Below are 22,682 nucleotides of genomic sequence, written 5' to 3'. Positions count from 1 at the left end.
CGAAAAGATCACTCATCATCTACGAATACTAAAAAGCCGTCTCTGGCTCGAGACGGCTTTTTAGTGGATCTAGACTATTTCTGATAACTCTAATCGATCAAGTTAATGTGAGCGCCGACGAACAAATGGCGTTACCAACAGTGCCAACAAGATTGCCCCTAATTGTGCCAAGAAACTTTCATTCTTTTGGCCCGTTTGTGGTAATTCTGTTTCCTGTTGATTTGCTTGTTGTTCCTTGGTCAGCTGTTGAGACTGAACAGGTTCAGTTGCAACAGTATCACCCGCAACTGCTTGATTAACACCACGATGAGTTGTTCCACTTTGAGCCAGTGGCTTCACAGCAGCCGATTGCTTACGCAGGTTCTGACCCTTGTTTGCAGTGGCTTTCTTTACTGCTTTCTTCACTGCTTTCTTTCCTGACGTTCCCTTGCGACTAGTTGCTTTGTCAGCAAGTTGACGCGTGAAGGTTGGAACTGTGCCAGTCTTATCAAACTTAACGATGGTCGAACCACCCTTACCGTCAGGCAGAGCTGCCTGTACAGCACCTGGTTCAATCGCGCGTTGCTCAATGAGTTTACCATTCTTCAGCTCACTAATAATCCGTTGGCCGCTTACTGGATCATACGTATAAACTACCTTAAGACCATCAGACCACTTCTTGGTAATCTTCACGACCTTATCGGCGTCCTTAGCTGGTGCATTAACGCCCGCACTGAAGACTGCTGGCGCATGCGTAAACGTTGGCGCTGCATCGGGTTGATCAAGTTTGACAGTTACTGTACCACCGGCACCATCCGACAGTGTTACTTCTGAAACTCTAGGAGCATCGGGATTTTTGGGATCAACAGGTTGCTGCTCAAGTGGCTTCTGAGCAACGGACTTCCCGTTTCTCAGTTCGCTTACCAGCTGTTTGCCATTGTCGTTGGTGTAGATTGTCTCGCTACCATCTTTCCACTTCTGGTCTACTTTGACGATATCGCCAGCAACATTTTTCGTCGTGGCAGTAACGTTACCAAGTTTATCAGTCACGGTCACCGTCGTATCATGCGCAAACGTTGGCATGTCGCCTGGTTGCCCCGTGTTAACGATGGTTTCAACGCCATCACCACTCTTCAACGTGGTCGTCGAAGGAGAAGAAACTTCTTCCTGCCGATCAATCTCTTTCCCGTTGTTTACCTCAGTTATCATTGCTTTACTACTGGTTGGATCATACGTGTACGTCGTCGTACTATTATCCTTTGGCCACGTCTTAACAACCTTGATAACGTTACCAGCATCGTCCTTTGTCACAGTCGTAACAATTCCAGAATCATCTGTCGTTGTATCCGTCGTGTCATGTTCAAACGTTGCCAGTTTGGTCGTAGGATCATAGGTAACGATAGTGCTCGTCTTATCATCATCAGTAATAGTTACCTTATGAGAATCAGCGGGAATCTCCTGTGAGTCGACGATTGTTTTCCCGTTCTTTTGTTCACTCACATCACCTTTTCCTGTGGACGGATCAAGCTTGTACGTGGTTTGGGTACCATCGGGCCAATTCTTAACGACTTTGACAGTATTACCAGCATCGTCCTTCGTTGTAGCAGTAGTGATATCATTATCAGTCACCGTGTCCGTCGTATCGTGTTCAAACGTTGGCATCTGACCTGGTTCGACAGGGTTAACAATGGTTTGAGCAGCATCACCACTCTTCAACGTTGTCTTAGCAGTGATTTTGGTCGTAGGATCGGCAACGAGTGTCGCTTGGTCAACCTGCTTACCATCTTTTTCTTCAGTTACCGTCTGGACCTTAGTGCCTGGATCATACGTGTACGTCGTCGTACTGGTCGTATTATCATCATTTGGCCACGTCTTAACGACCTTGACGACATTACCAGCATCGTCCTTCGTTGTAGCAGTAGTGATATCATTATCAGTCACCGTGTCCGTCGTATCGTGTTCAAACGTTGGTGCTGCCCCTGGTTTGCTTACGTTAACGACGGTTTGAATGTCATCACCATTCGACACAGTTGCAGTTGAATCAGTGGTTCCAGGCTTAGGGTTGGCAACAAGTGACTTTTGTTTACTACCATCTTTTTCTCCAGTTACTGTCTGAGCCTTAGTGACTGGATTATACGTGTACGTCGTTTGGGTATCATCGGGCCACTTCTTAACTGCTTTAACAACGTTGCCTTCAGCGTCCGTCGTTGTGGTGGTATCACCATCCGTCTTTGTTGTTTCATGCGAGAACGTTGGCAGTTTAGACGTAGGATCAAGTGCAACGATAGTGTTCGTATTCGCATCGTCAGTCAGCGTAAGCGGATCACCAGCAGGGTTAAACGTCTGCTGGTCAAGCGTCTTGTCGCCCTGCTTCTCCGTTACCGTCCGCGTACCATTGTCATCCGTGTAAATCGTTTGAGTACCATCGGGCCACTGCTTAACGACTTGGACAGTATTACCAGCATCGTCCTTCGTTGTAGCAGTAACGGTTCCAGAATCATCTTTCGACGTCACCGTCGTATCGTGTTCAAACGTTGGCATCTGACCTGGTTCGACAGGGTTAACAATGGTTTGAGCAGCAGCACCACTGTTCAACGTTGCCTTAGCAGTGATTTTGGTCGTGGGATCGGCAACGAGTGTTTTTTGGTCAACCTGCTTACCATCTTTTTCTTCAGTTACCGTCTGGACATTAGTGCTTGGATCATACGTGTACGTCGTCGTACTGGTCGTATTATCATCACTTGGCCACGTCTTAACGACCTTGACGATATTACCAGCATCGTCCTTCGTTGTAGCAGTAACGGTTCCAGAATCATCTTTCGATGTCTGCGTCGTATCATGTTCAAACGTTGGTACTGCCCCTGGTTCGCTTACGTTAACGATGGTTTGAATGTCATCACCATTCGACACAGTTGCAGTTGTTTCAGGCTTCCCGGTCTTAGGGTCGGTAGCAAATGTCTTTTCGTCAACCGTCTTGCCATCTTTCACTTCCGTAACCGTCTGCTCTCCATTATTCAAAGGATCAGACTTGTACGTCGTTTGGGTACCATCTGGCCACTGCTTAACGACTTTAACAACGTTGCCTTCAGCGTCCGTCGTCGTAGTAGTATCACCAGCCTCATTTGTCGCCGTTGTCTCATGCGAGAACGTTGGCAGTTTAGACGTAGGATCAAGGGCAACGATAGTGTTCGTATTCGGGTCGTCAGTCAGCGTAAGCGGATCACCAGCAGGGTTAAACGTCTGCTGGTCAAGCGTTTTGTCGCCCTTTTTATCCGTTACTGTCAGCTTACCATTGTCATCCGTATAAATTGTTTCGCTGCCATCAGCCCACTGCTTATCAATCCGCACGTTACCAGCTGCATCTTTTTCAGTGGTTGTCTTATTACCCTTACCATCATCAGTCTGACCCAAAATCTTCAGTGTCCCATTGTTAACGGTAACGGCATAGTTTGCTGAATCAGACTTTCCAGTAATTGTGTACGTCCCAATTTCAGTCTCAGAGATTGGGTCCAGTGTAACACCGAGCTCATCACTCGATTCGCCATCGACTAACTTATCACCCGCTGAAATGCTAAAGCCATTCGCACCATGTGCCGAGCCGTCGTAATCAGTAGTGACATCATTAATCTTCACCGTAATTGGCCGCTTATTCACGGTCAATGTACCTGTCCCAAAAGTAAGTGTGAAGTTGCCATTGGCCTTGCTCAAAGTATCCTGAGCAGCTTTGGTTAATTGTACCGTGTAGCTACCGGCTGGTAATTTAGCAGCAGTTACCACTGATTTTGTCGTTGTATCAACAAACTCGAAATTGTCCGCACTAAGTTCACTAGCAGGTGCCCCGTTAACTGAGACTGACAAACTTGGTAATGGATCACCATAAGTCATAGTGGTCCCCGTGACAGCCACGTTGCCATCCGCTGGGTTAATCGTAAAGGTTCCTGGAGTAAAGGTGACTGCGTAATTCGGGTTCAGTTTTGAAGACGAATCCATCGTGATATCATACGAGCCAACACTTTCTCCTGACGTCCGAGTAAGCTTCACGCCGAGATCATCAACAGCAACTAAACCAGTGCTTGCGCCAGTACTGGTATCGGTTAACTCTAGGTCAGGATCTGCATCGCCATAAGTCTTATCAATATTTTTCGCTGTCACTGAAACTGGCCGTGGGGTTACAGTCAGGGTACTCGTCCCAAACGTAATAGCATAGTTAGGATTTTCCGAAATCAGTCGATTTTTGGCAGTCTGGGACAATTGTAGCGTGTACTTGCCATTAGCTTGTACTTTGGATGCGCCAACTGTATTACCAGTAGTATCCACAATTTCAAAGTCAGCTTGAGTAATGTTACTAGTGGTTCCTGGCACGTTGTCTGTGGACGTGAACGTAGGGAATTTATCGCCATAAACCATGGTAGCGGCACCTAAGTCCACAGAACTATCTGCTTGCGCAATCGTCAACTTGCCCGGAACAACGGTAACGTTATAGTTATCTGAAGTTGCAGTCCCGGTAACAGCATCCGGATACGTTCCAGCGTTGACTTGGGAAATTGGGTCCAACGTAACCCCCAGATTAGTAGGCGTATCGTCCCCGACCAAAGCACCATCGGGTACGCTGAAGCCATTGGTCTCAGGCGTAGAACCATTGTAAGTAGCCGTAACGTTATTTGCTGTTACTGTAACGGGCTTCTTGTTGATAGTTAAGCTTCCTGGAGTAACGGTAATGGTGTAATTCTTGTTCAGATTTGACGCAGGGTCAGCACTGATTGTATATGGCCCAGCTTTAACATTTTCACCAGCAACCCGTTCGAGCGTCACACCCAAATCAGACAGTTGGTCCTTATTGGCTAGCTCACCGCTTGAGACACCGGTAAGCTCAAATTTAGGATCACTCTCACCATAAGTCTTCGTAAGTGTTGGTGCGGTTACGGTGATGTCTCGTGGCGTCACGGTTAACTTGGCCGTTCCAAAATCACCAAAAGTATAATTCGTATCTTCCTTCAAAGTGTTCTGTGCATCAGTGGTATATTGAATCGTGTAGTCGCCACCAGCTTGTAGCTGATTACTCGAAACAACCTCTTTAGTAGCATTATCAACAATTTCAAAATCATCCTGAGTAAGTGGATCGTCTGTATTTGCTAATTTCGATCCTAAGCTACCCACGATTGTTGGTTCTGCACCGTACACCACACTAGTATCTTGAATAGTTGGTGCCACAGCTACGGGGTTAATCGTGACCGTTCCAGAAACGTAGAGCCCAGCATTTGGGTTATCTGGCGTTAAGCTCTTAATATAGCTCCGCCCGGCGTCCGTTAACTTGAAGTAATAGGTACCCACGTTTTTAGGCGTAACCGGTGTATCTGAAGCAAGTGCATCAACGTAATAGAAGTTATTTGGATCGGCAAATAAGCCCGCCAATTGGTCAGCAGAGACTGTAACACCAAACCCGTCACCAAAGACAGCTTCAGGATTTTTTAATGGCGTACCGTAGTCCTGTGACCAAGACTTAAAGCTCACCATGCTAGCTTGGGTTGCGGCGTTAGTCGTCGACATATTATCTACATCGTTTTTAAATTCACTGAGTGACGTATCCATGCCACTGATGCCGGCATAACCAGCCTGACTGTCTGTAACAATGGTTGCAGGATCAGTTGAATTCTCCGCATCCTCCAGAGACGCTTTAGCATCCGCATTGGTCTTCGATAGATTCTCGTAGACCGCGTTCACGGAATCCAGCAAACTCTTTGCGGCAGTCTTTTGATCAGCCGTGATGTCGGGTGAAGCCACAAACTTATCATAGATATCTTGCGCCGCAGCCTTCTCAGTATCGGCCTTAGTTTGATTGTCAGTCGCCTGTTGAATCCACTTATCTAGCGTCGACTTCGTTGGAACCAAGATACTCTTACTATCCTGGAGCGTCGTGGAATCCGTGGAATCCGTCCCAGCGGCATTAGGAACCGTCGACCAAGTGTAGGCTGGCGTACTACCGTCAGTGATAGCTTTGCCATCTTCACCGATTGGCGTAGCGTTGAGGGCATCCGTGACAGATTGATTCGTCCCTACAGTTACATTGGCCGTAACTGGGGTCCCATCAATCGTTTCACCGGTAGCCGTGTAATAGTGGTTGATTGGGTTAGCAACATCCGTTGCTGTTGACGGCGTTGTACTCGTGTTAATCAGCACAGTATCATTGGCGACCGTTTTGCCGGCTGTGGGGGCGGCCAGAGTAACGGTCACTGGGGTATAACCAGGCACTTGAACAACGACTGATTTACCGGCAACCGTGGTCACTTGGATAGGATCCATGCCAGGAATAGGCTCCTTGGTCACGGAATCGACTGGTGTGACTTTGGCTGTAAAGGCTTGGGCAACGGGAACGCTAAATGCTTGGGTAGCCATCCCCGGTCACCTTGTAGCTGTAGTACGCTGCATCAGCAAGACTCTTGTCACCAGAATAATGAACCGTCCCATTGCTAGCAGTGGCTTGGTCACCATCAACAACATAAACATTGCTAGTCGTACTTGCAGGGATTACTGTAACCAGGCTAGGATCCAGGGTTGGATCTGCAGCCACTGCCCGTTCCGCTGCTTCCTTCGTAGAGAACACAGAAATGGTATCCCCGATGTTAGCAGTAACTGGCGTAGTGGTACTTACAGGGGTGTCTCCGGCCGTAGCATCTGCCACATTGACAGATACTGTAGCTGTCTTTGGTGTGTAGGTAAAGCTGTCGATTCTGGCGGAGTAATCATTAGTCTGAGATCCAGTGGAAGCAGCAATTGAAATTGAATATCCCTGTTTTGTGTCGATGTTAGTAAGTGTTCGCTCAAATGTTTGACCAGCAATCGTGACGCTTAACTTTTTTAACATTGCATCATAGGTCATCGTGAAGTTATTAAGTGAATTATCGGTCGCCCGATTTAAGGTAAGGCCACTAGCAGCTTTCCAGTCCGTTGAACTGGTAACATTTTGCATAACACCGTTAGCATCAGTTGACCGCCAGCCAAAGTAAGCACCTGTACCTGGGTCAACAACTTTGCTATCATCCGAGCCATCATTATGAATGTCATCGTAAACGAAAGCAAAGGCGTTTTTCAAACCGCCTACTCCTAAGTTACCACCGGTTTTACCTTGCGTTGCATAACTTGGATCACCAGGTGCGAAGACAATGCCAACACCATCAGCCCCGCCGTCAGCTTTCGACCCAATGCCTAAGGCACCAGTCATCGAAAAATTATGGCCAAAATCAATTTCGTGTTCAAAAGAAACATGGGCAGTTTGGGGACCAGTAGCCGTCGATTTAAAGGTATCACCCGTAGACGTAACAGATACATAAGGATGCGATCCATTATTCGTCAACTGCCAAACACCCTGCTCATTAGCCGCGGATGACAATGTATTCAGTTCAGTGGCTTGAGGGCTGGTGTCGCCCTTAGAATTATAGTTTCGGACAGTATCCGTAAAGTGGTCCTGAACCTGGCTACCGGATAGCGTCACGCTGGATCCATCCGTCTTACCAACTGACATTGATTGATCTGGCGTTAAGGTTTGATACTGTTTAGGAGACGTAGCCGCGTCAGCAGTTGCGCTTGCAGCTACTTCTCTAGCAGAAATATCCGCTGATTCAGTGCTAATAGACGCTGGAGAATATGATTGCGTTGCTGGTACTGAATTTGTTGGTGCCGTACCTGTGGGCGTCGTTCCACCAGTCTTGTCGGAGTTAAGTTTCGCACTCCCAGACATTTCTGGCGCTGATGATGAAGACGTGTCCGTCACTGGGGCATCCCCCGTTGCTGCATGCACATCAACCGTTCCCGTACTTTCAGCGATGGCTACTGCAGAAAGACCAACTAGCAGTGTCCCAAATAAACGGGTCTTAATCTTCCAGCCCGTATGTCCCTTGTATAAAATAAAGTTCTTTTTTGCATTTTGATTCGCAACCTTTTGTCTCAAGCTTGACCTCTCCTTTTAACGATATTGAACCCTCATGTGTTCAGTACCACTTCATCTATATCCCAATCCACAACCAAAAAAAGATTGCTTCCTGACACAACCAGTCACAATCAGTTAGTAAAATTACCTTTCACAGGTTAACCTACCTATAATCACAGCATCTAGTGGATTCATCTTACTGGCAAAGTTTAGTCAACGCCTGCCAGTAAATCTTCGCGATGTATAATCCAGAGTTTTACCCGCTCAGAAGTAACTTGTCAAAATAAATTATCTAGTCATCAGACTAGCCGAATTATACATAGGCCAGAAAATAGTGTCTCACAGTTAAATGACTGTGTTGCTAATGTAAAATTCAAAAACCGTTTTGACTACCAACCTTTTCGCGGTTATTTTAATCGCAATCTCATTATAAGTGTGACAAGGCTAACATTCAAGACGTTTATGCTTTGATTTTGTTAATAACCACAAATAATATTTTGTGTTACCAACGTTTATACAGAGCCGTGTATACGACAGTTAAGTTATCAAACTTTCCACAGTCCCAAAATTAATAATTGAGTTCCCGTCAATAGCCGTGTTGGCCGCTTTTATAAGACTCGTCCACCACTTAAAAATTATTAGGTTCTGTCATAGAGTTCCTGAATATAGGGTCATCCAAGGATTCCTGGATTTCACCGGGATAATTTCAAAAATGACAGTATAGAAAAGGAGTAGGCTCTTTATAAAAGGACCTACCCCGGCTAAAATCAACCTATTTTGACTAAACGCCTACTATTCGCCAAAAATTAGTGCAAGTAGAATCATGCCAGCACCACCCAGGACAACTGCAAATAATCCGAAGGCGATGAAGAAACTGCCGATAATCCCCACTCTGTGTTGTACCAGTTTTACTGAGATATAATCGGCCCACGCTAGAATTGACATTCCGTACAAACCAAACCCCCAATCATGTAATTTGGTGACCGCCAATAGAATCAGACTAGCAACAAGCAAAACCAGTCCAGTAATGGGGATCACTCGGTTCACCGTGGTCCGCGTGTACGTCCGACCATAGCGTTCAGTGATTCTTCGATACCAGCCCATGCAATCACCTGCCCTTATTGTTAACGCTGCGTTAAATAATCGCGTAACCCGGTTTGGTTGTTGCTAACATTTCCTATTGTATTCAGCCCCAACTGAAGGTCAAAATTATCAAAAGAAAATTCGCTACTATGATTGCTGAGCTAATTATGGCGTGTCCAGATTTTCCACGAAATTTCATCGGAGCGACTGGTGGTCCACTGAAAACGTCTAAACTTTCAAGCTGTCATTCAGGTCCATCGAATTACCGTAAACTGCAAAATAGTTAAAGAACTCGGCCAAGCAACTTTTGGGGAGCGATTGGTTGCTTTAATCTATAGTTAATTCCAAAAGTACGGTTGGCCCTAATCACGGACTGGCCGTACTTTTTGAGTAGTATCGCTATTTTCTCAGAGAAAAGCCTTGATGCCTTGCTTGCTCTTCGTGACCACGTAAAAATGGACAATCACCACACTCCAAAGGTCGAGCCTATTTCATGAATCAACCGATCCTCATTTTAAAAAAATAGGTCTACCCAAACTATACAGTATACTGTACAATATACGCATGAGGTGATCACATGAATAGAGACGACATGATTTCACGCCAGCTGCTACTGTTGGCTCGCAGAATTAAGCAGCGACGAAATCTTCACATTAAGAATTTGAATTTAACCACGGAGCAAGGGGATGCCTTGCGGTACTTTGCGGAACATCCCCATCAAACAGTCGCAATGTTTAAGGACTATCAAGGAATTACCCACCAAACCGCCCGCGTAATCGTCCAACACATGGTAAAGGCAAAGGTCGTGCAGCTAGTACCCAATCCCGACGACGGCCGATCAAAGCTCGTCGTGGTGACGCCGCTAGGGTCCACCAAATACGATCAACTTGATAAGCACGGCTGGCAAACGAGTGCAGAACTTTTCGCTGGCTTTACACCGGAAGAACAACAACAATTTCTAGCATTAGCCCGCCGCGCTAATGCCAACTTAGAAGGGAAATGATTTGGCGTGCACACACGCTTATATACCAAAGATGTGACCTTAGTTTTAGTGGCCAGTTTCTTTTACTTAATGGGGCCAATGTTAATCAATCCAATTATTGCCGGATTTTCAGCTAATATCGGTGCTAGCAGTATTTTAGCTGGTGTCATCGCCGGGGCAATGAACTTGACCGCGCTAGTCTTGCGGCCATTAGCCGGAAATTTAACCGACCGCGTGTCCAAATACACGCTCACGCTGATTGGCGGCATCTTGCTCTTACTAGCGAGCTTAGGCTACACGTTGACCACCAACGTGGCGTTAGTTCTGATTGCTCGAGTGATTAGTGGGGTTGGCTATACGTTATGTTCCGTCTGTATGGCCACTTGGATGGCTGACCTCTTGCCAGCCGACCGAATTGGTTCTGGGATGGGAATTTATGGGTTGGCCAGCGCCTTAGGAATGGCCGTGGGCCCGGCAGTTAGTGTGTATTTATACCAACGCTACAGTTACCAAAGCGTCTTTTGGGTCGCCGCCCTGTTCAGTATCCTCATGCTGATCGTCATTCAGTTTGTCGGCAACCATGGCCGTCCCGTTTCCCCACGCCAAACGAGTACGACCCCTGCTAAAAAAGTTCAGTTGGTTCAACCCAAGGTCGTTCCCCTGGCAGTCATTTTACTGTTATTTTCGTTACCCTATTTTGCCACAGAAAACTACATCGTGAGTTACATTGCTCACCGCCACTTTGCCGTGCCAGCGGGCGTCTTCTTCCCTACCTACGCCATTATTTTATTGGTGATGCGGATGACATTACGCGATGCGTTTGACCACGTGCCATTCAAGAAATTCTTCTGGCTATGTTTAGGCTTTAATTTGGTGGGCATAATCGGCTTAACTGATTTAAACAATTGGCTTATGTTGTTCCTGGGGGCCTTTGGCTTCGCTGCTGGTTATGGCTTGATGTTTTCAATTTGCCAAGCCAAGGCGCTATCGCTCGTGCCAAAATCGGATCGTGGCTTAGCCAACAGCACCTTCTACATTGGTATCGACCTCGGGATGTCTGGTGGACCGATGCTGGCGGGACTCATTACTGCCATTCTCCCCTGGGCATGGCTCTACCCAGTTATGGGGCTGACATTGCCAGTGATTGTGGCCGTTTATTGGATTGATCACCGGTCGTTGGCCTGATGATTGCTTGAATTTAACGACTCCTTCAGTAGTAAAGATTGGTGCCCAAATTGGCGGTCTAACTCCTGACGAAACCATCGTGCTATTGTAAAAAAAGCACCACCACATGTTTAAATTGCACGTGGTGATGCCTTTTCTATTGATTTAAATCAGCTATTTGGTAACAACACTTTGATTAGTGAGGCACTAACAATCTTAGCTAGCGTCCGCAGCTTCCGTCACAAACACATGCTTATCATCTACAACTCAACGGCGTTCAACCTCAAGCTAGCCCGGAATAACCGGGCTGAGTTTAAGGCGACTTCTTTGAGCACCTTGAGTTTACTTCTAGCTAAGCCAGGCTCTCAATTAAGTTTCCCAGCGTTGCTCCAAACGTCGCCATTTTAGTCGTTGCCAGTTGCCAGTTATCCCCAGTAACTTGTAAGTTCTTTATTTGGCTAGCCATTGCAGCTAAATCTGCATTTTGAGATTTGTTAAACCGACCCTTAAACAGCTTATAAACCCTTAACAGTGCTGTTCTGTCCATCTTAATTTCATCTACTTCATTGCCGTATACATACCCATATGTTAGTCGACTACCCATATCTTTGTATCCATCATAGCTTCCAGTTGCTTCGTCCTGGAGCTGTGAACTAGCCGACATCATCGCCCGGTTAAACGAAATAGAATCATTTTCTAAAATCTTAGCCTTGTTCACTGGTGCCTTGCCAGCCGTCAAATACTTTTTGTAGATCCAGCCAGACTTGTTACCAGCCTTGATGTAGGCCAAAGTGCCCCTCTTACCCTTGTTCTTAATGACAGCTTTCTTCGTCATGTACCAGGTCGTGTGCTTATAATGCTTCATCACATAGTGACGCTTGCTCAGTTTAGCACTCGTATAAATATTTCCTTTTTTTCCATGATAAGCCCGCTTAGCCACGCTAGTCGTTGAAATAACCTTCACACGGCTCTTGGCACTAGCCGATGTCGATTCAGCTGGAACAACTAGAGCCAAACTCAATGCAGCCAAAGCACTTGCCTTAACGATTTTTTTCATACTATGTATCTCTCCTTTTGTTTTTTCTTAATTGGACATACTTTGGGACAACTTTTGTAAATTCCTTTTGTCCAGATAACTCTCCTCCTAATGTTTCCATTAGTAGTTATTGCTAATTCATAGGTCTTATTATACAAAACGGTGGTGACACAATATGTCGTTTTAAATGCTACCACGAAAAAACGCTTGATACTTTGAATACTACTAGCGGAATTCCTGGCAGCCTCAGTGCGACAAGCATCGCTAACTAATTTAGTTTAAATTGTTACGCAAAAAATCCGTGACCAGTTGGCTGCGGATTTTTCTATTGCCATTGCAAATAAAAAAGGCCAACCCATCACTGGATTGACCTTTCATCACACCACTTACGAAAGAATCATAAGTCATGCATTTAAGTTTTGATTTAACTAAAGAATTACTTCTTCAGTGGGGTCCATGCCCACTTAGTGAATTCTTCAATATCGTGAGCTTCGTCAATAACACCCTTGGAAATCAAGGTGTTAACAGCATCCTTGGCTTGGTGGAAACGGTCAAGTTCGGAGTATACACGTATGTCGTAAGCAGTCGTGATATCACCATCTTCGCGGTAACCATGAACGTTCAAGCCTAAGTGTTGACGTTCGTAGAAGAATGATTCGATCAAGTCTTCATAACCGTGGAAACCAAAGACAACAGGAGTCCTGGATTCGCCGAAGAATGAACTGAATTCAGCATTGAGCAAGTCAATGGCAGCCAACGTTTCGATGGTTGGTTCAATACCAGCGGAAGCAAAGACGATATCAGCATCTTCGCCTTCAGCCCCAGTCGATAATCTTCAAACCGGTGTAAGCCAGTTCTTCGGCTTCGGCAACGGAGAACCATTGTTGACGAGGTTGCTTGGAAGCAACGATGTGGTTAACCTTTTGACGGTCCTTGAAGGCACGGTCAAAGACAGCACTAAGCTCTGACGAATACAAATACTTCACTAAGACCACAGCAAAGATTACATACGATACTGGAATCTTAAAAAGCTTCTGAATTTCTTTACCTAGTTTTTGAATCAAACCAATCGCTTCTCCCAATTACTCACTCCCCTTGCTTCCAAATTTAAGCAATTTCACTTGATTTTGCACGCCGACTTTATTCAAATCTTCAAAATCATTAACTATCGCAACAATAAGCCGGCGAATATAAGTCAACAGTATGTTCAAATCTCTAGAGGATACAGTGGTCAACTCACCATGAGAGAAAATTGACCGACGGCTATATAACTTCTTCATTTTATCAAAAATTTCTATTCTCTCTTCAGCATCTCTACCAATTAAAAATGCTACATTCTCTGACACCTGAGTTGTAATACTTTGCGTCATTGTTTTCTCTTCCACTAATGACTCCACAGCAGACATCATCTTAGTGAATTTAGTGTCCGCTTTATCACTCGCAATACCTTCCGCAATTAACTTATTTGCATTAAAAAAGTTTCTCTCTAACTTCGTGGACTCATTTTCCCCAAACATAATTAGTCTATTTTCATATTCCGCAATAATTTTCAGATACTTATTTCTCGTAACATCTTCATCTAATTTTACCTTAAACACTGACCTATCTGCCGCATATGCAAAAATCCCATTTGACTTTGTAAGAGCTATTCTTTCTGAATTACGTTGTGAAGGGAAGTCACCAATGTACAGTCCTCGTGGCTGATCAACTTGTCCCCACAAGGTTTGGAACGCATTCAACATTGATTCCACAATATTAGCTGCCCACTCTGCAGCTCCTCGTGGATTGCTGGCCCTTACTTTTAAAACGGCAAAATTACTTTGGAACAGGGGGTCATCTGCATTGTCAATTTCATTTTTTTGCTTTAGTTCAGACACAACACCCTCTTTACTGCTTGCAGGATAGAAGATGATCGGACCTATGGTACACTTTTCAGTTAGCATTATTCCAGTAACTGGAATGATACAATCAAACTCTTGATCGTCCGCTGAAATCATCTCAATAATTTTGCTAGTTAATGTTTTATCAAGATTCTGTTGGTCAAACTTCTCTTCATTTTTGCGTTCACAATAATCCCCTAATACTTCAGTTATCTTATTAAGTACATCTTGTCCCAAAGAGCCAGCCTCAAAAAAATGGAAGTTCTTGCTACCAATAACTTCCTCCTTTAGCTCAAGTAAACGTTCTGAAGAATATCTATAGCTTACCTTGGTTCCCATAACAGTCGCTTGACCAATATTCTCCCTTGTAACAGGCTCAACACTTTTCACAACTTCGCGTACTAGCGTCTCTAATTTTTCAGTCGATAGTTCGTCCTTTTTAGACATTACGAACATCACGCCTCTTTCTTGTCAGCTCAATCCGAGCTATTTTTTCTAGAATTGTACAATTAACTGCTATATTATTGCAAGTTCCATATAACTCGAACAAATACTCTTTTGAAATTCAATATCGAACTATACGTAATGTTCATTTCAGCTGTTGTCTCTACCCATTGCATCAAAAAAATGCTGAGTACCACAGTGGCACCAAATACTTCCAATCACCTATCTACTTCACACGCACACCACTTCCGCACTTCCTTAGTCCGAATATCCACAATTCTTATCAACTCCATAATCACCGTTATTCCAATCTTCAGCATAATTCGTTTTGCTAAATACCAATCAAACATCATTCAGTCTCAACTTCCAACTCGGATCAATTTAACCTACCATCCCCTAATGCACCAGCTACGCACATCACATCAAGTTCTTCACTGGCCAGATTGTACCCAACCATTTCATTTTAGAGCGCCATACATGTAAACCACAACCCATGAAAGGGTGCTCCATAGCAAAAGAAAATCACATATTTTTCAAAGAGATTTTAAAAAAGTGACTAGCTCCATTGATAAGAGCTAGTCACCTTATATTGCTTACTATTCAGCTTTTTCCGTCACAAACGTATGCTTATCATCCAACACATACTGGAACTCCACAGCGTTCAACATCAAACTAGCCCGGAACAACGCCTTGATCCCCTGCTCATTACTCATGACCACGAAAAACTCCCGGTCGGTACCGCTGACCCGTTGAAAGCTCTCGTAATCCCCAGAGAACCCTTCTTTACGGAATAAACCAATGATCTTCATCTTTTCCAGTTGTGTTACTTCTTTATCTGCCAAAATACAATCTCTTTTCTCTTATAAGTATGCTGCTAATTATTAACGCTACCAGCCAGTTTCAGGCCACGAAAAAGCCGCCCCCCATGTGCGAGGCGGCTCTGAGTCAGAAGGACTACTTGCCCATCTTCGTCTTGCTAGTCATGTTTAACTTGTCATCGAAGTCGTAGACAACTGGTTCACCAGTAGCCATTTCGAGGTCCATGATGTCATCGTCGGAGATCCGTTCGATGTACTTGCTTAAGGCACGTAATGAGTTACCGTGGGCAGCGATGATAACGTTCTTGCCGTCAAGTAACTTAGGTGCGATTTGGTCTTCCCAGAAAGGCACTCTGATGACAGTGCAAAGTCATATAAAGTCATCAACGTCAAATTTTACACTAGTATGTTCAGGTCATATTAGTGACGAGATAATAATTAAAAATATAATGCTACTCTTTTATTTATGCTTATTAATATCTTGTAAAAATCGTGTTTTTGTTTCAGAAAAAGCATCATTCCTTTCATCAGTATACCGAACACTAACATTTTTAGTCTTAATCATTTCATACAAATCAGGCAATAGATGTCGCGTTTTATCCCGGTTTCCGACTGATACATTATGACCATCACCATTAACGTCATGTCGAATTAAGCCATGGTAGTAAATAGCATCTGGATTTGGAAAGTGATAACTATGCGTCACCTGACTACGATTTTGTTTTCTTTTAGAGGCCACACGAATATTTGCATCAATATCTTTATACAGGTTAAATAAGTTAAATCCATTGCCATTTCTTGAATATGGAACTTCAAAAAATTCTCTAATTTCCTTAAATCTAGTAGGCAAGGAAGTTTCGACACGGAACATTCCATCAATATCTAATAGTAATTCCTGCTGAGTATTGAACTTTATAAAAATCAAACAATGTTTCTCCTCGTTATGAGGATTAATACCATATAACAATGTAAACCTTAAACTATTATATGAGAACTCAAAAGAGTCATTTCCTTGGAACACTTCACTTGCTAACCTGTAAAATTTAACTTTATACGCCATTACGATTCACTCCCGACTTTATATAAGTTTAACTTATCTTTTGACGTAAACTGCCCTTAACAAAATCAAAGATCGGGAATTTTTGTAATTGCTTCTTTTCAATATCGTCAACTTCACCCCATGCTTCTAAAACATCTTCATCCGATGCCTCTAACAGTAGCTTAGCTGCAAAACGCTCACGGGATTCTCCGTCTTTCGATATCTCAAATAACCTCTTCATCTTAGAAAGGCTAACTCTATCGCGTCTCTTAAGCGCTTGCATATAGTTCAAAAATGAAACATTTTCATCGGAATCATACTCAAAAGTCATCTTGGTTATATAAATCGCCAGATCCCGGAAACTATTATTCTGAGTTTTTTCATAAGCACGAAGTAATTGAAAACTATAATCGTTTGCGTACCTTTCCTCAACATCTGAATTGACTCCAGTTTCTTCAAACCATGTCTGTACTAGTTTGGGATCGTAATCACCAATCTCTTCAATTGGATCATCACCATACGTATAAGGATTCATTTTAAACTTAACTCCGCTGTGATTATAAACCATCGATAAAGAATCGATCGTAGCCTTCTGAAAAATGCTTCGTATTATTACCTTCCTATTCTGATCCTTCACTGGAATAATCATAAGATAGAACACTTTCCCATCTGCCACGACCCGGTATACACCATGTTCCTTTTTATTAGGATGCTTATATTTGTATATCACAGCATGTAGAAGCTTGTTAACATCTTCAGGAGGATTCTTCATAAAAAAAGGAAGATGTGTCTCTCTCTCCAATATCCTGACGATTTGAAGCCTATCTCGAAGTTCAATCATTGTTTTTCGTAGTTTTGTAACATCTGGATCATCTTTATTCCATCCAAAGTATTCTTCATGGTCATTTAAGAAGAAAGTACCTTTAGTATCCAAAAACGTTATTAATGTATTTGTATTTCTTACCTGTGTAGTAAAATCATCCGAATCATGAAAGGTTACAGTAACCTTGTTGTCTTTGATGATAATCTGAATTTTATTTTCTACACCTGTATTAATTTCAAGATACCCCTTACGACCCTTAACTTCGGAAATAAATTCTTCCGATTCCTCTTTGAACCTAATTCTGGCTGATTGTAGTCCATAAACTTCCACAGTATCTGGATCAATTGTTGAGTATGGGATAGGTGTTCCGTCAACCACCTTGTACATTGTGACATCCGATCGTTTTAAAACATCTTCTAATTTTTCATCACCATATGTTCGTAGTTGAAGTTGCTTAGGCCTATCATCCGCTTCAACATTTAATGTTGTTCCTTGTCTCTCAATCTGGTCGGCTGATCTGCACAACTGCAAAAGTGCCTCATGGTTATCCTTTGGAAACTCGTGTACCCAAATACTTTTAGAATTCTTTCCATGCATATTTCTCAAAATCCTATCAACAACTAATTTAGACAATTCTCGGAAGTAAATTTTGTTCTTTGTATCATCCACACTATCCACAAAAACAACAAAAAGAAACAATCCACCATATCGTCTAATTCCATCTAACATCTTTCTAGTTGCTGAATAAGTCATCTTATCTTTGGGAGCACGGGTTGTTCCCTTAACCTGAACCGGCATTCGACCTGCCAAATCCTTTACGGCGTATTCTGCATCTTTATCCGAACTATATAAGAAAACAGCACCATCCTCCACTGGCGTTTTATCGTTGAAATCGATTTCAGCTTTGACGTGCATCCTACCGAGCTTGTTGTTTAATGAGCTAATTGCACTTCGTTCAATAACTTCTTTATTCATGAAGCGCCCCCACAATATTTTTATCATCCACTAATCAATTTAGTTTATTATCCTTTTACATGTAATTATAGCCGATATTAGTTTCAAAAAAAACACTAGAGGAACTTTATCCCCTAGTGTTTTGGTTCTATGATGAAGGCTGCGACATAACTAGCCTCTGTAGAACAAAAATAAGACACGAAACCTTTCCATGCTCTTGATTCTCGAACCACTTTCTCCTAGTGGAGACCAGCTTGAGGATGTTCAATGCCAGAACGATGATTTTAGTTTCTTTTTTGGGTTAACTCCATTGATAAGAGCCAACCACCTTACATTGACTATTCAGCTTTTTCCGTCACAAACACATGCTTGTCATCCAATACATACTGGAACTCCACGGCGTTCAACATCAAGCTAGCCCGAAACAGTGCCTTGATACCCTGTTCATTGCTCATGACAACGAAGAATTCCCGATCAGTGCCACTGACGCGTTGGAAGCTTTCGTACTCGCCAGTGAAACCTTCTTTGCGGAACAAACCAATAATCTTCATCTTTTCAAGTTGCGTTACTTCTTTATCTGCCAATGCCAATCTCTTTTCTCTATGCTAAATTTTCGGTCAACAGCGGCCCCTCTAGTGACCGCTAGTGACATTTTTTTCCACGAAAAAGCCGCCCCCACAAACGAGGCGGCTCTGAGTCAATCAGGTAATTACTTACCCAACTTCGTCTTGTTAGTCATGTTTAACTTGTCATCAAAGTCGTAGACAACTGGTTCACCAGTAGCCATTTCGAGGTTCATGATGTCATCGTCGGAGATCCGTTCGATGTACTTGCTTAAAGCACGTAATGAGTTACCGTGGGCAGCGATGATAACGTTCTTGCCGTCAAGTAACTTAGGTGCGATTTGGTCTTCCCAGAAAGGCATAACGCGTTCCAGGGTAACCTTCAAGTTTTCACCACCGGGTACGATGTTAGGGTCCAAGTTAGCGTAACGTGGGTCCTTAACAGCTGAACCTTCAGCATCTGCATCCAAAAGTGGAGGCAAAACATCGTATGAACGACGCCAGATGTGAACTTGGTCATCACCGTACTTCTCAGCGGTTTCCTTCTTGTTCAGGCCTTGTAAAGCACCGTAGTGACGTTCGTTCAAACGCCAAGTCTTGGTTTCTGGAATCCAAAGTTGGTCAGATTCTTCCAAGACGTAGTGTAACGTCTTGATTGCCCGCTTCAGAACTGACGTGTAAGCGTAGTCGAACTTCATGCCAGATTCCTTGATCTTTTGACCAGCAGCCTTGGCTTCTTCGACACCCTTTTCGCTTAAATCAACGTCAACCCAGCCAGTGAACTTGTTAGCTAAGTTCCATTCACTTTGGCCGTGGCGAATCAATACTAATTTTGCCATCACTTATGACCTCTTTCTTTTCTTGTATTATTCGTCTTATTTTACACCATCTACCGGCAAATTTCAGCCTAATTGTCGCGGCATTTTCATGTATCCGCTTTCTTCTTGGAATTAATTAACAACTGCTAAGAAACGAGAGTGAGCCACAAGGCGGTTAGTCAATGAGCATTAACGTCGACAGACGAATAATCCCGGTCTTGGATTGTTTGTCTATCGGGGCTAAGCGGAATTGACTGCCTTTTGTCGCACGTTTCGACTATTTACGTTCAGAGCACAAAAAAGGGTTTGAGACTTTTGTCCCAAACCCGTTCAAGTTATTTAAATTTCTAAAAGTTAAACCACTTGTACGACCAACCCACAGTCGCAACAGCACCGGCACAACGCTAGTATCACTCCACCCCACTAACGTAGCCGGAGGTCGCTAGGGATGGTGACCGGATGTGACGGTGGCATTGCCTCGGCGACCTCCCGAGGTTAGGCCACGGGACGAGCTTGGAAACTCGGTGACCTCCCGAGGTTTCAAGTCGAGGAGCAAGACCGCTCCTCAGGCTTGCTCCGGTCCCCACAGCAGTAGCACCATCCCTGGCGGCCACAGGCGGCCATCCCACGCAACGACTAATGTTCGTCGTTACTATGGTTCCGCCGATACTCCTTGAGCTTTTTAACATCGACATGCGGTGCCTGGTGCAGCCCATGCACCGGCCGTACCCCCAGGATATCCAGGAAGAACGTAAAGATTGGGACCCCAACGATCAGACCCCAAACGCCAAAGAGTTGTTCCCCCGCCAACAGCACCACGAAGGTGTAGAAGATGGGCAGTTCCGTTCGACTCGACATGAATTTGGGATTCAGCACATAGGCTTCTAACGCGTGAACGACCACCATCATAACCAAAATGTAGACCACGTAGCGGAAGCCACCAACTGAGTACCCCAGAATTGACAACGGGACGATGGACACGATGACCCCGGCCACAGGAATCAGGCTCAGGATAAAGATCATGATGGCCAACGTCGGCAACTGAGGCATCCCCATAATTGCCAGCACCACCGTCGTAATCACCGTGTTGCACAGGGCAATGAAGAACTGCGCTTCCAGCACAACCCCAAACGTATTCACGAATTTAGTTGCAAAGAAATTGATATCTTCAAAGAACCAGCCGTACGTACTCGTCAGGAAGCGCTTGGAGAACGCCGTCATCTGTTTGCTCTCGATGGTGAAGAAGAAACTCAGGATCATCGACATGAACAGCGTGACCCCAAACGACCCAATCGTTGAGATGTAGGTCAAGACAATCTTGGCCCCACTCTGGAGCTGGCTCATGAAGTTGGTATTGTTAATGTAATTGGTCACGTAACGAATGATCTCGTTATTATCGTTCCCCGGTTTCTGGTAGAACTTATACAAGTTCTCGACCCCGTGGATCGACGACGTCATAATCTGCGGCAGATAGGTCGTTACCGCCCAGTACAGGCCACCAATGACTAACACGTAGGTCACCGTCACAATCAGCGCAGGCGGCAATTTAACCACCTTACGAATCGCCTTAACCAGCTGTAGCACCAGAAAAGTAAAAATGAACGTCAATAGAATCATGTTCATTTCCGACCGAATCAACCATAGGACAAATATCAATAGTGCCAGCACCGTAAATCGCCGGAGCTGGACGTTTTCAACGAAGCGTTGCCATAAACTCACTTGTGGTCCTCCCTCTGTTCCTCAATACCCTCATTATACCCTAAGGGGTCAGATTCCCTAGTATTTTTGTCAGGCAACCCAGCGTGTTTGCCAACCATCATTCTTAGCCGCCTCGGTCAGCTAATTTTGAGGCCAGTCACCAAAAAAGAAGCTCAGTCCCAACGGACTCAGCTTCCCCATTTTCTCATTCATGCGAGCATTCTGCTCATTCTCTTATTTTAAGATTCAACTTCTTCTAGAACCGCCGACCGCTGATTGCCAAACGTCAGTTGCAGGTCGTCTAAGGCCAAAGCCTTGTGGATGATAGCGGAGGCCCCACCCATCAGGGAGGCTTCCTTCGCGTTCTTCGTTAAAATCATCGGTGCCTTACGCATGATGGCCATGCTGTCCACGTAAGTCCGCACCTTATCCATGATTTCTGGCAGGAGTTCCAAGATTGGTGCGTTGACCACGATGGCGTCCGGCGCAAAGGTATTGGACAGGTTGCCCAACACTTTCGCCAGGTAGAAGGCAAATTCATCAAGAATTGCCAACAACTCTGGCCGATGCCCCAGGTAGTCACGCCGGATTCGGTTCACGTCGACCCGGTCGAGTTTCTGGTACGCCATAATTTTCTGAAGGACCGGCCGCTCCGCCACGTAATGGTTGACGGTGTCCGACGTCTTTTCCTCATAACGGTCCGCCAATGGGCAGGAACCGATGTTACCGGCCTCGCCGTTATGGCCACGGTACAGGTGACCCTCGGTAATGATGCCGGCGGAGACCTGATCCCGAATCGTTACGGAAATCAGGTTGTTGTAAACGCCCTTGCCGGAGAAGTCACGCTCGTAGATAGCGGACTCGTTCGCCAAGTTTTCCAACACGACCGGTACCTGGAACTTGTCACTGAAGTATTTCGCTAAATCAAAGTTCTTAAAGCCCTTCAGTGAGGCACCCAGAATCTGGTTGTCGTAAATGACACCGTCCAGCCCAAACGAGATACCCAATAGCTTAGTCTCGCTGGCCGCAATGGTGGCCGCGATTCGTTCGTCGATCATGTCCAACACGGTCGTCAGATCAACGTCGCGGGTCGACACACTTTGATAATTCTCAGACCGCCCATCTAACCGACAGGTAATCATCGAGAAGCGTGACCGCAAAATGTTAATACTAATGACATAACCATACCCCACGTTTAGTAATGCCATAACTGGTTTTCTACCACCGTTCCGGGTGCTGACCCCGTGACCAACCTCACGGATCAACCCTTCACTGAGTAATTGACTATAAATGTCAGAGACCGTCACCTTATTCAGACAGAGATTTCTTGAAATTTGACTACGAGAAATTGGCCCAGCATTCACGATCTGCTGCAAAACCTGTTTCTCATTGGTTGTACGCATGATGTGTTTGTTGATAATCATAATTTTCTGGTAACACTGCTCCCCCAAATAGCTTTGGTGATTCGGGAATCAAA

General features: G+C 44.5%; 14 protein-coding genes and 2 pseudogenes. 2 read left to right on the top strand and 14 right to left on the bottom strand.

Annotation, left to right across the window (positions count from 1 at the left end):
• Positions 1 to 102: 102 nt before the first annotated feature.
• The 3 genes from EKM75_RS03050 to EKM75_RS03040 form a co-directional block, all read right to left on the bottom strand.
• Positions 103 to 6,372 (bottom strand): MBG domain-containing protein, encoded by a 6,270-nt coding sequence (locus tag EKM75_RS03050; RefSeq protein ID WP_125692020.1) that lies wholly within the window; start codon positions 6,370 to 6,372, stop codon positions 103 to 105.
• Complete coding sequence (locus EKM75_RS03045) at positions 6,353 to 7,924, bottom strand: lectin-like domain-containing protein (protein ID WP_125692018.1); 1,572 nt, start codon at positions 7,922 to 7,924, stop codon at positions 6,353 to 6,355. The genes EKM75_RS03050 and EKM75_RS03045 overlap by 20 nt, the downstream gene beginning before the upstream one ends.
• 771 nt (positions 7,925 to 8,695) lie before the next feature.
• Positions 8,696 to 9,007, bottom strand: a complete 312-nt coding sequence (locus EKM75_RS03040) for a hypothetical protein (protein ID WP_125692016.1) — start codon at positions 9,005 to 9,007, stop codon at positions 8,696 to 8,698.
• 556 nt (positions 9,008 to 9,563) lie between these two features.
• Between EKM75_RS03040 and EKM75_RS03035 the strand changes: the two genes are divergently transcribed.
• Both EKM75_RS03035 and EKM75_RS03030 read left to right on the top strand, forming a co-directional pair.
• Positions 9,564 to 9,989 carry a MarR family winged helix-turn-helix transcriptional regulator gene (locus EKM75_RS03035; protein ID WP_125692014.1) on the top strand — a complete coding sequence of 142 codons (426 nt, stop codon included), beginning with the start codon at positions 9,564 to 9,566 and terminating at the stop codon, positions 9,987 to 9,989.
• A gap of 6 nt (positions 9,990 to 9,995) precedes the next feature.
• Complete coding sequence (locus EKM75_RS03030) at positions 9,996 to 11,153, top strand: MFS transporter (protein WP_125692012.1); 1,158 nt, start codon at positions 9,996 to 9,998, stop codon at positions 11,151 to 11,153.
• A 331-nt stretch (positions 11,154 to 11,484) separates the two neighbouring features.
• Here EKM75_RS03030 and EKM75_RS03025 read toward each other — a convergent pair whose 3' ends face one another.
• From EKM75_RS03025 to EKM75_RS02975, 11 genes and pseudogenes are all read right to left on the bottom strand, one after another.
• On the bottom strand, positions 11,485 to 12,189 hold the full coding sequence (locus tag EKM75_RS03025) for a hypothetical protein (protein WP_125692010.1): 705 nt from the start codon (positions 12,187 to 12,189) through the stop codon (positions 11,485 to 11,487).
• Positions 12,190 to 12,604: 415 nt separating this feature from the next.
• Positions 12,605 to 13,130, bottom strand: a pseudogene (locus EKM75_RS03020) (phosphoketolase family protein); the annotation flags it as partial.
• 120 nt (positions 13,131 to 13,250) lie between these two features.
• On the bottom strand, positions 13,251 to 14,495 hold the full coding sequence (locus EKM75_RS03015) for a HEPN domain-containing protein (protein WP_125692008.1): 1,245 nt from the start codon (positions 14,493 to 14,495) through the stop codon (positions 13,251 to 13,253).
• A gap of 593 nt (positions 14,496 to 15,088) precedes the next feature.
• Positions 15,089 to 15,334, bottom strand: a complete 246-nt coding sequence (locus EKM75_RS03010; protein WP_125692005.1) for a hypothetical protein — start codon at positions 15,332 to 15,334, stop codon at positions 15,089 to 15,091.
• 112 nt (positions 15,335 to 15,446) lie between these two features.
• Positions 15,447 to 15,662 (bottom strand): annotated as a pseudogene (locus EKM75_RS03005) (2,3-bisphosphoglycerate-dependent phosphoglycerate mutase); the annotation flags it as partial.
• Between the two features lie 108 nt (positions 15,663 to 15,770).
• Positions 15,771 to 16,370, bottom strand: a complete 600-nt coding sequence (locus EKM75_RS03000) for a DUF6037 family protein (protein ID WP_125692003.1) — start codon at positions 16,368 to 16,370, stop codon at positions 15,771 to 15,773.
• Between the two features lie 28 nt (positions 16,371 to 16,398).
• Entirely contained in the window at positions 16,399 to 18,147 is a 1,749-nt protein-coding gene (locus tag EKM75_RS02995; RefSeq protein ID WP_125692000.1) for a hypothetical protein, read from the bottom strand.
• Positions 18,148 to 18,464: 317 nt separating this feature from the next.
• A complete protein-coding gene (locus EKM75_RS02990) occupies positions 18,465 to 18,710 on the bottom strand; it encodes a hypothetical protein (protein WP_125691998.1) in 246 nt (81 codons plus the stop codon).
• 125 nt (positions 18,711 to 18,835) lie between these two features.
• Positions 18,836 to 19,528: a 2,3-diphosphoglycerate-dependent phosphoglycerate mutase gene (locus EKM75_RS02985; protein ID WP_057732225.1), complete on the bottom strand. Its 693-nt coding sequence runs from the start codon at positions 19,526 to 19,528 to the stop codon at positions 18,836 to 18,838.
• Between the two features lie 615 nt (positions 19,529 to 20,143).
• Positions 20,144 to 21,226, bottom strand: coding sequence for an AI-2E family transporter (locus tag EKM75_RS02980; RefSeq protein ID WP_125691996.1), 1,083 nt, complete (start codon positions 21,224 to 21,226; stop codon positions 20,144 to 20,146).
• A gap of 218 nt (positions 21,227 to 21,444) precedes the next feature.
• Positions 21,445 to 22,629 (bottom strand): ROK family protein, encoded by a 1,185-nt coding sequence (locus EKM75_RS02975; protein WP_125691995.1) that lies wholly within the window; start codon positions 22,627 to 22,629, stop codon positions 21,445 to 21,447.
• Positions 22,630 to 22,682 lie beyond the last annotated feature (53 nt).

It is taken from the genome of Levilactobacillus tongjiangensis, from assembly GCF_003946345.1.
GTDB lineage: Bacteria > Bacillota > Bacilli > Lactobacillales > Lactobacillaceae > Levilactobacillus > Levilactobacillus tongjiangensis.
Note: the sequence above shows the minus strand (reverse complement) of the source record. Positions and strands in the feature narration are given on the sequence as shown.

Bases quoted from the DNA above. Each gene is read 5' to 3' on its own strand.
- EKM75_RS03050 (WP_125692020.1), bottom strand. From the start codon at position 6,372: ATGGCTACCCAAGCATTTAGCGTTCCCGTTGCCCAAGCCTTTACAGCC.
- EKM75_RS03040 (WP_125692016.1), bottom strand. From the start codon at position 9,007: ATGGGCTGGTATCGAAGAATCACTGAACGCTATGGTCGGACGTACACG.
- EKM75_RS03035 (WP_125692014.1), top strand. From the start codon at position 9,564: ATGAATAGAGACGACATGATTTCACGCCAGCTGCTACTGTTGGCTCGC.
- EKM75_RS03025 (WP_125692010.1), bottom strand. From the start codon at position 12,189: ATGAAAAAAATCGTTAAGGCAAGTGCTTTGGCTGCATTGAGTTTGGCT.
- EKM75_RS03015 (WP_125692008.1), bottom strand. From the start codon at position 14,495: ATGTCTAAAAAGGACGAACTATCGACTGAAAAATTAGAGACGCTAGTA.
- EKM75_RS03000 (WP_125692003.1), bottom strand. From the start codon at position 16,370: ATGGCGTATAAAGTTAAATTTTACAGGTTAGCAAGTGAAGTGTTCCAA.
- EKM75_RS02995 (WP_125692000.1), bottom strand. From the start codon at position 18,147: ATGAATAAAGAAGTTATTGAACGAAGTGCAATTAGCTCATTAAACAAC.
- EKM75_RS02985 (WP_057732225.1), bottom strand. From the start codon at position 19,528: ATGGCAAAATTAGTATTGATTCGCCACGGCCAAAGTGAATGGAACTTA.
- EKM75_RS02975 (WP_125691995.1), bottom strand. From the start codon at position 22,629: ATGATTATCAACAAACACATCATGCGTACAACCAATGAGAAACAGGTT.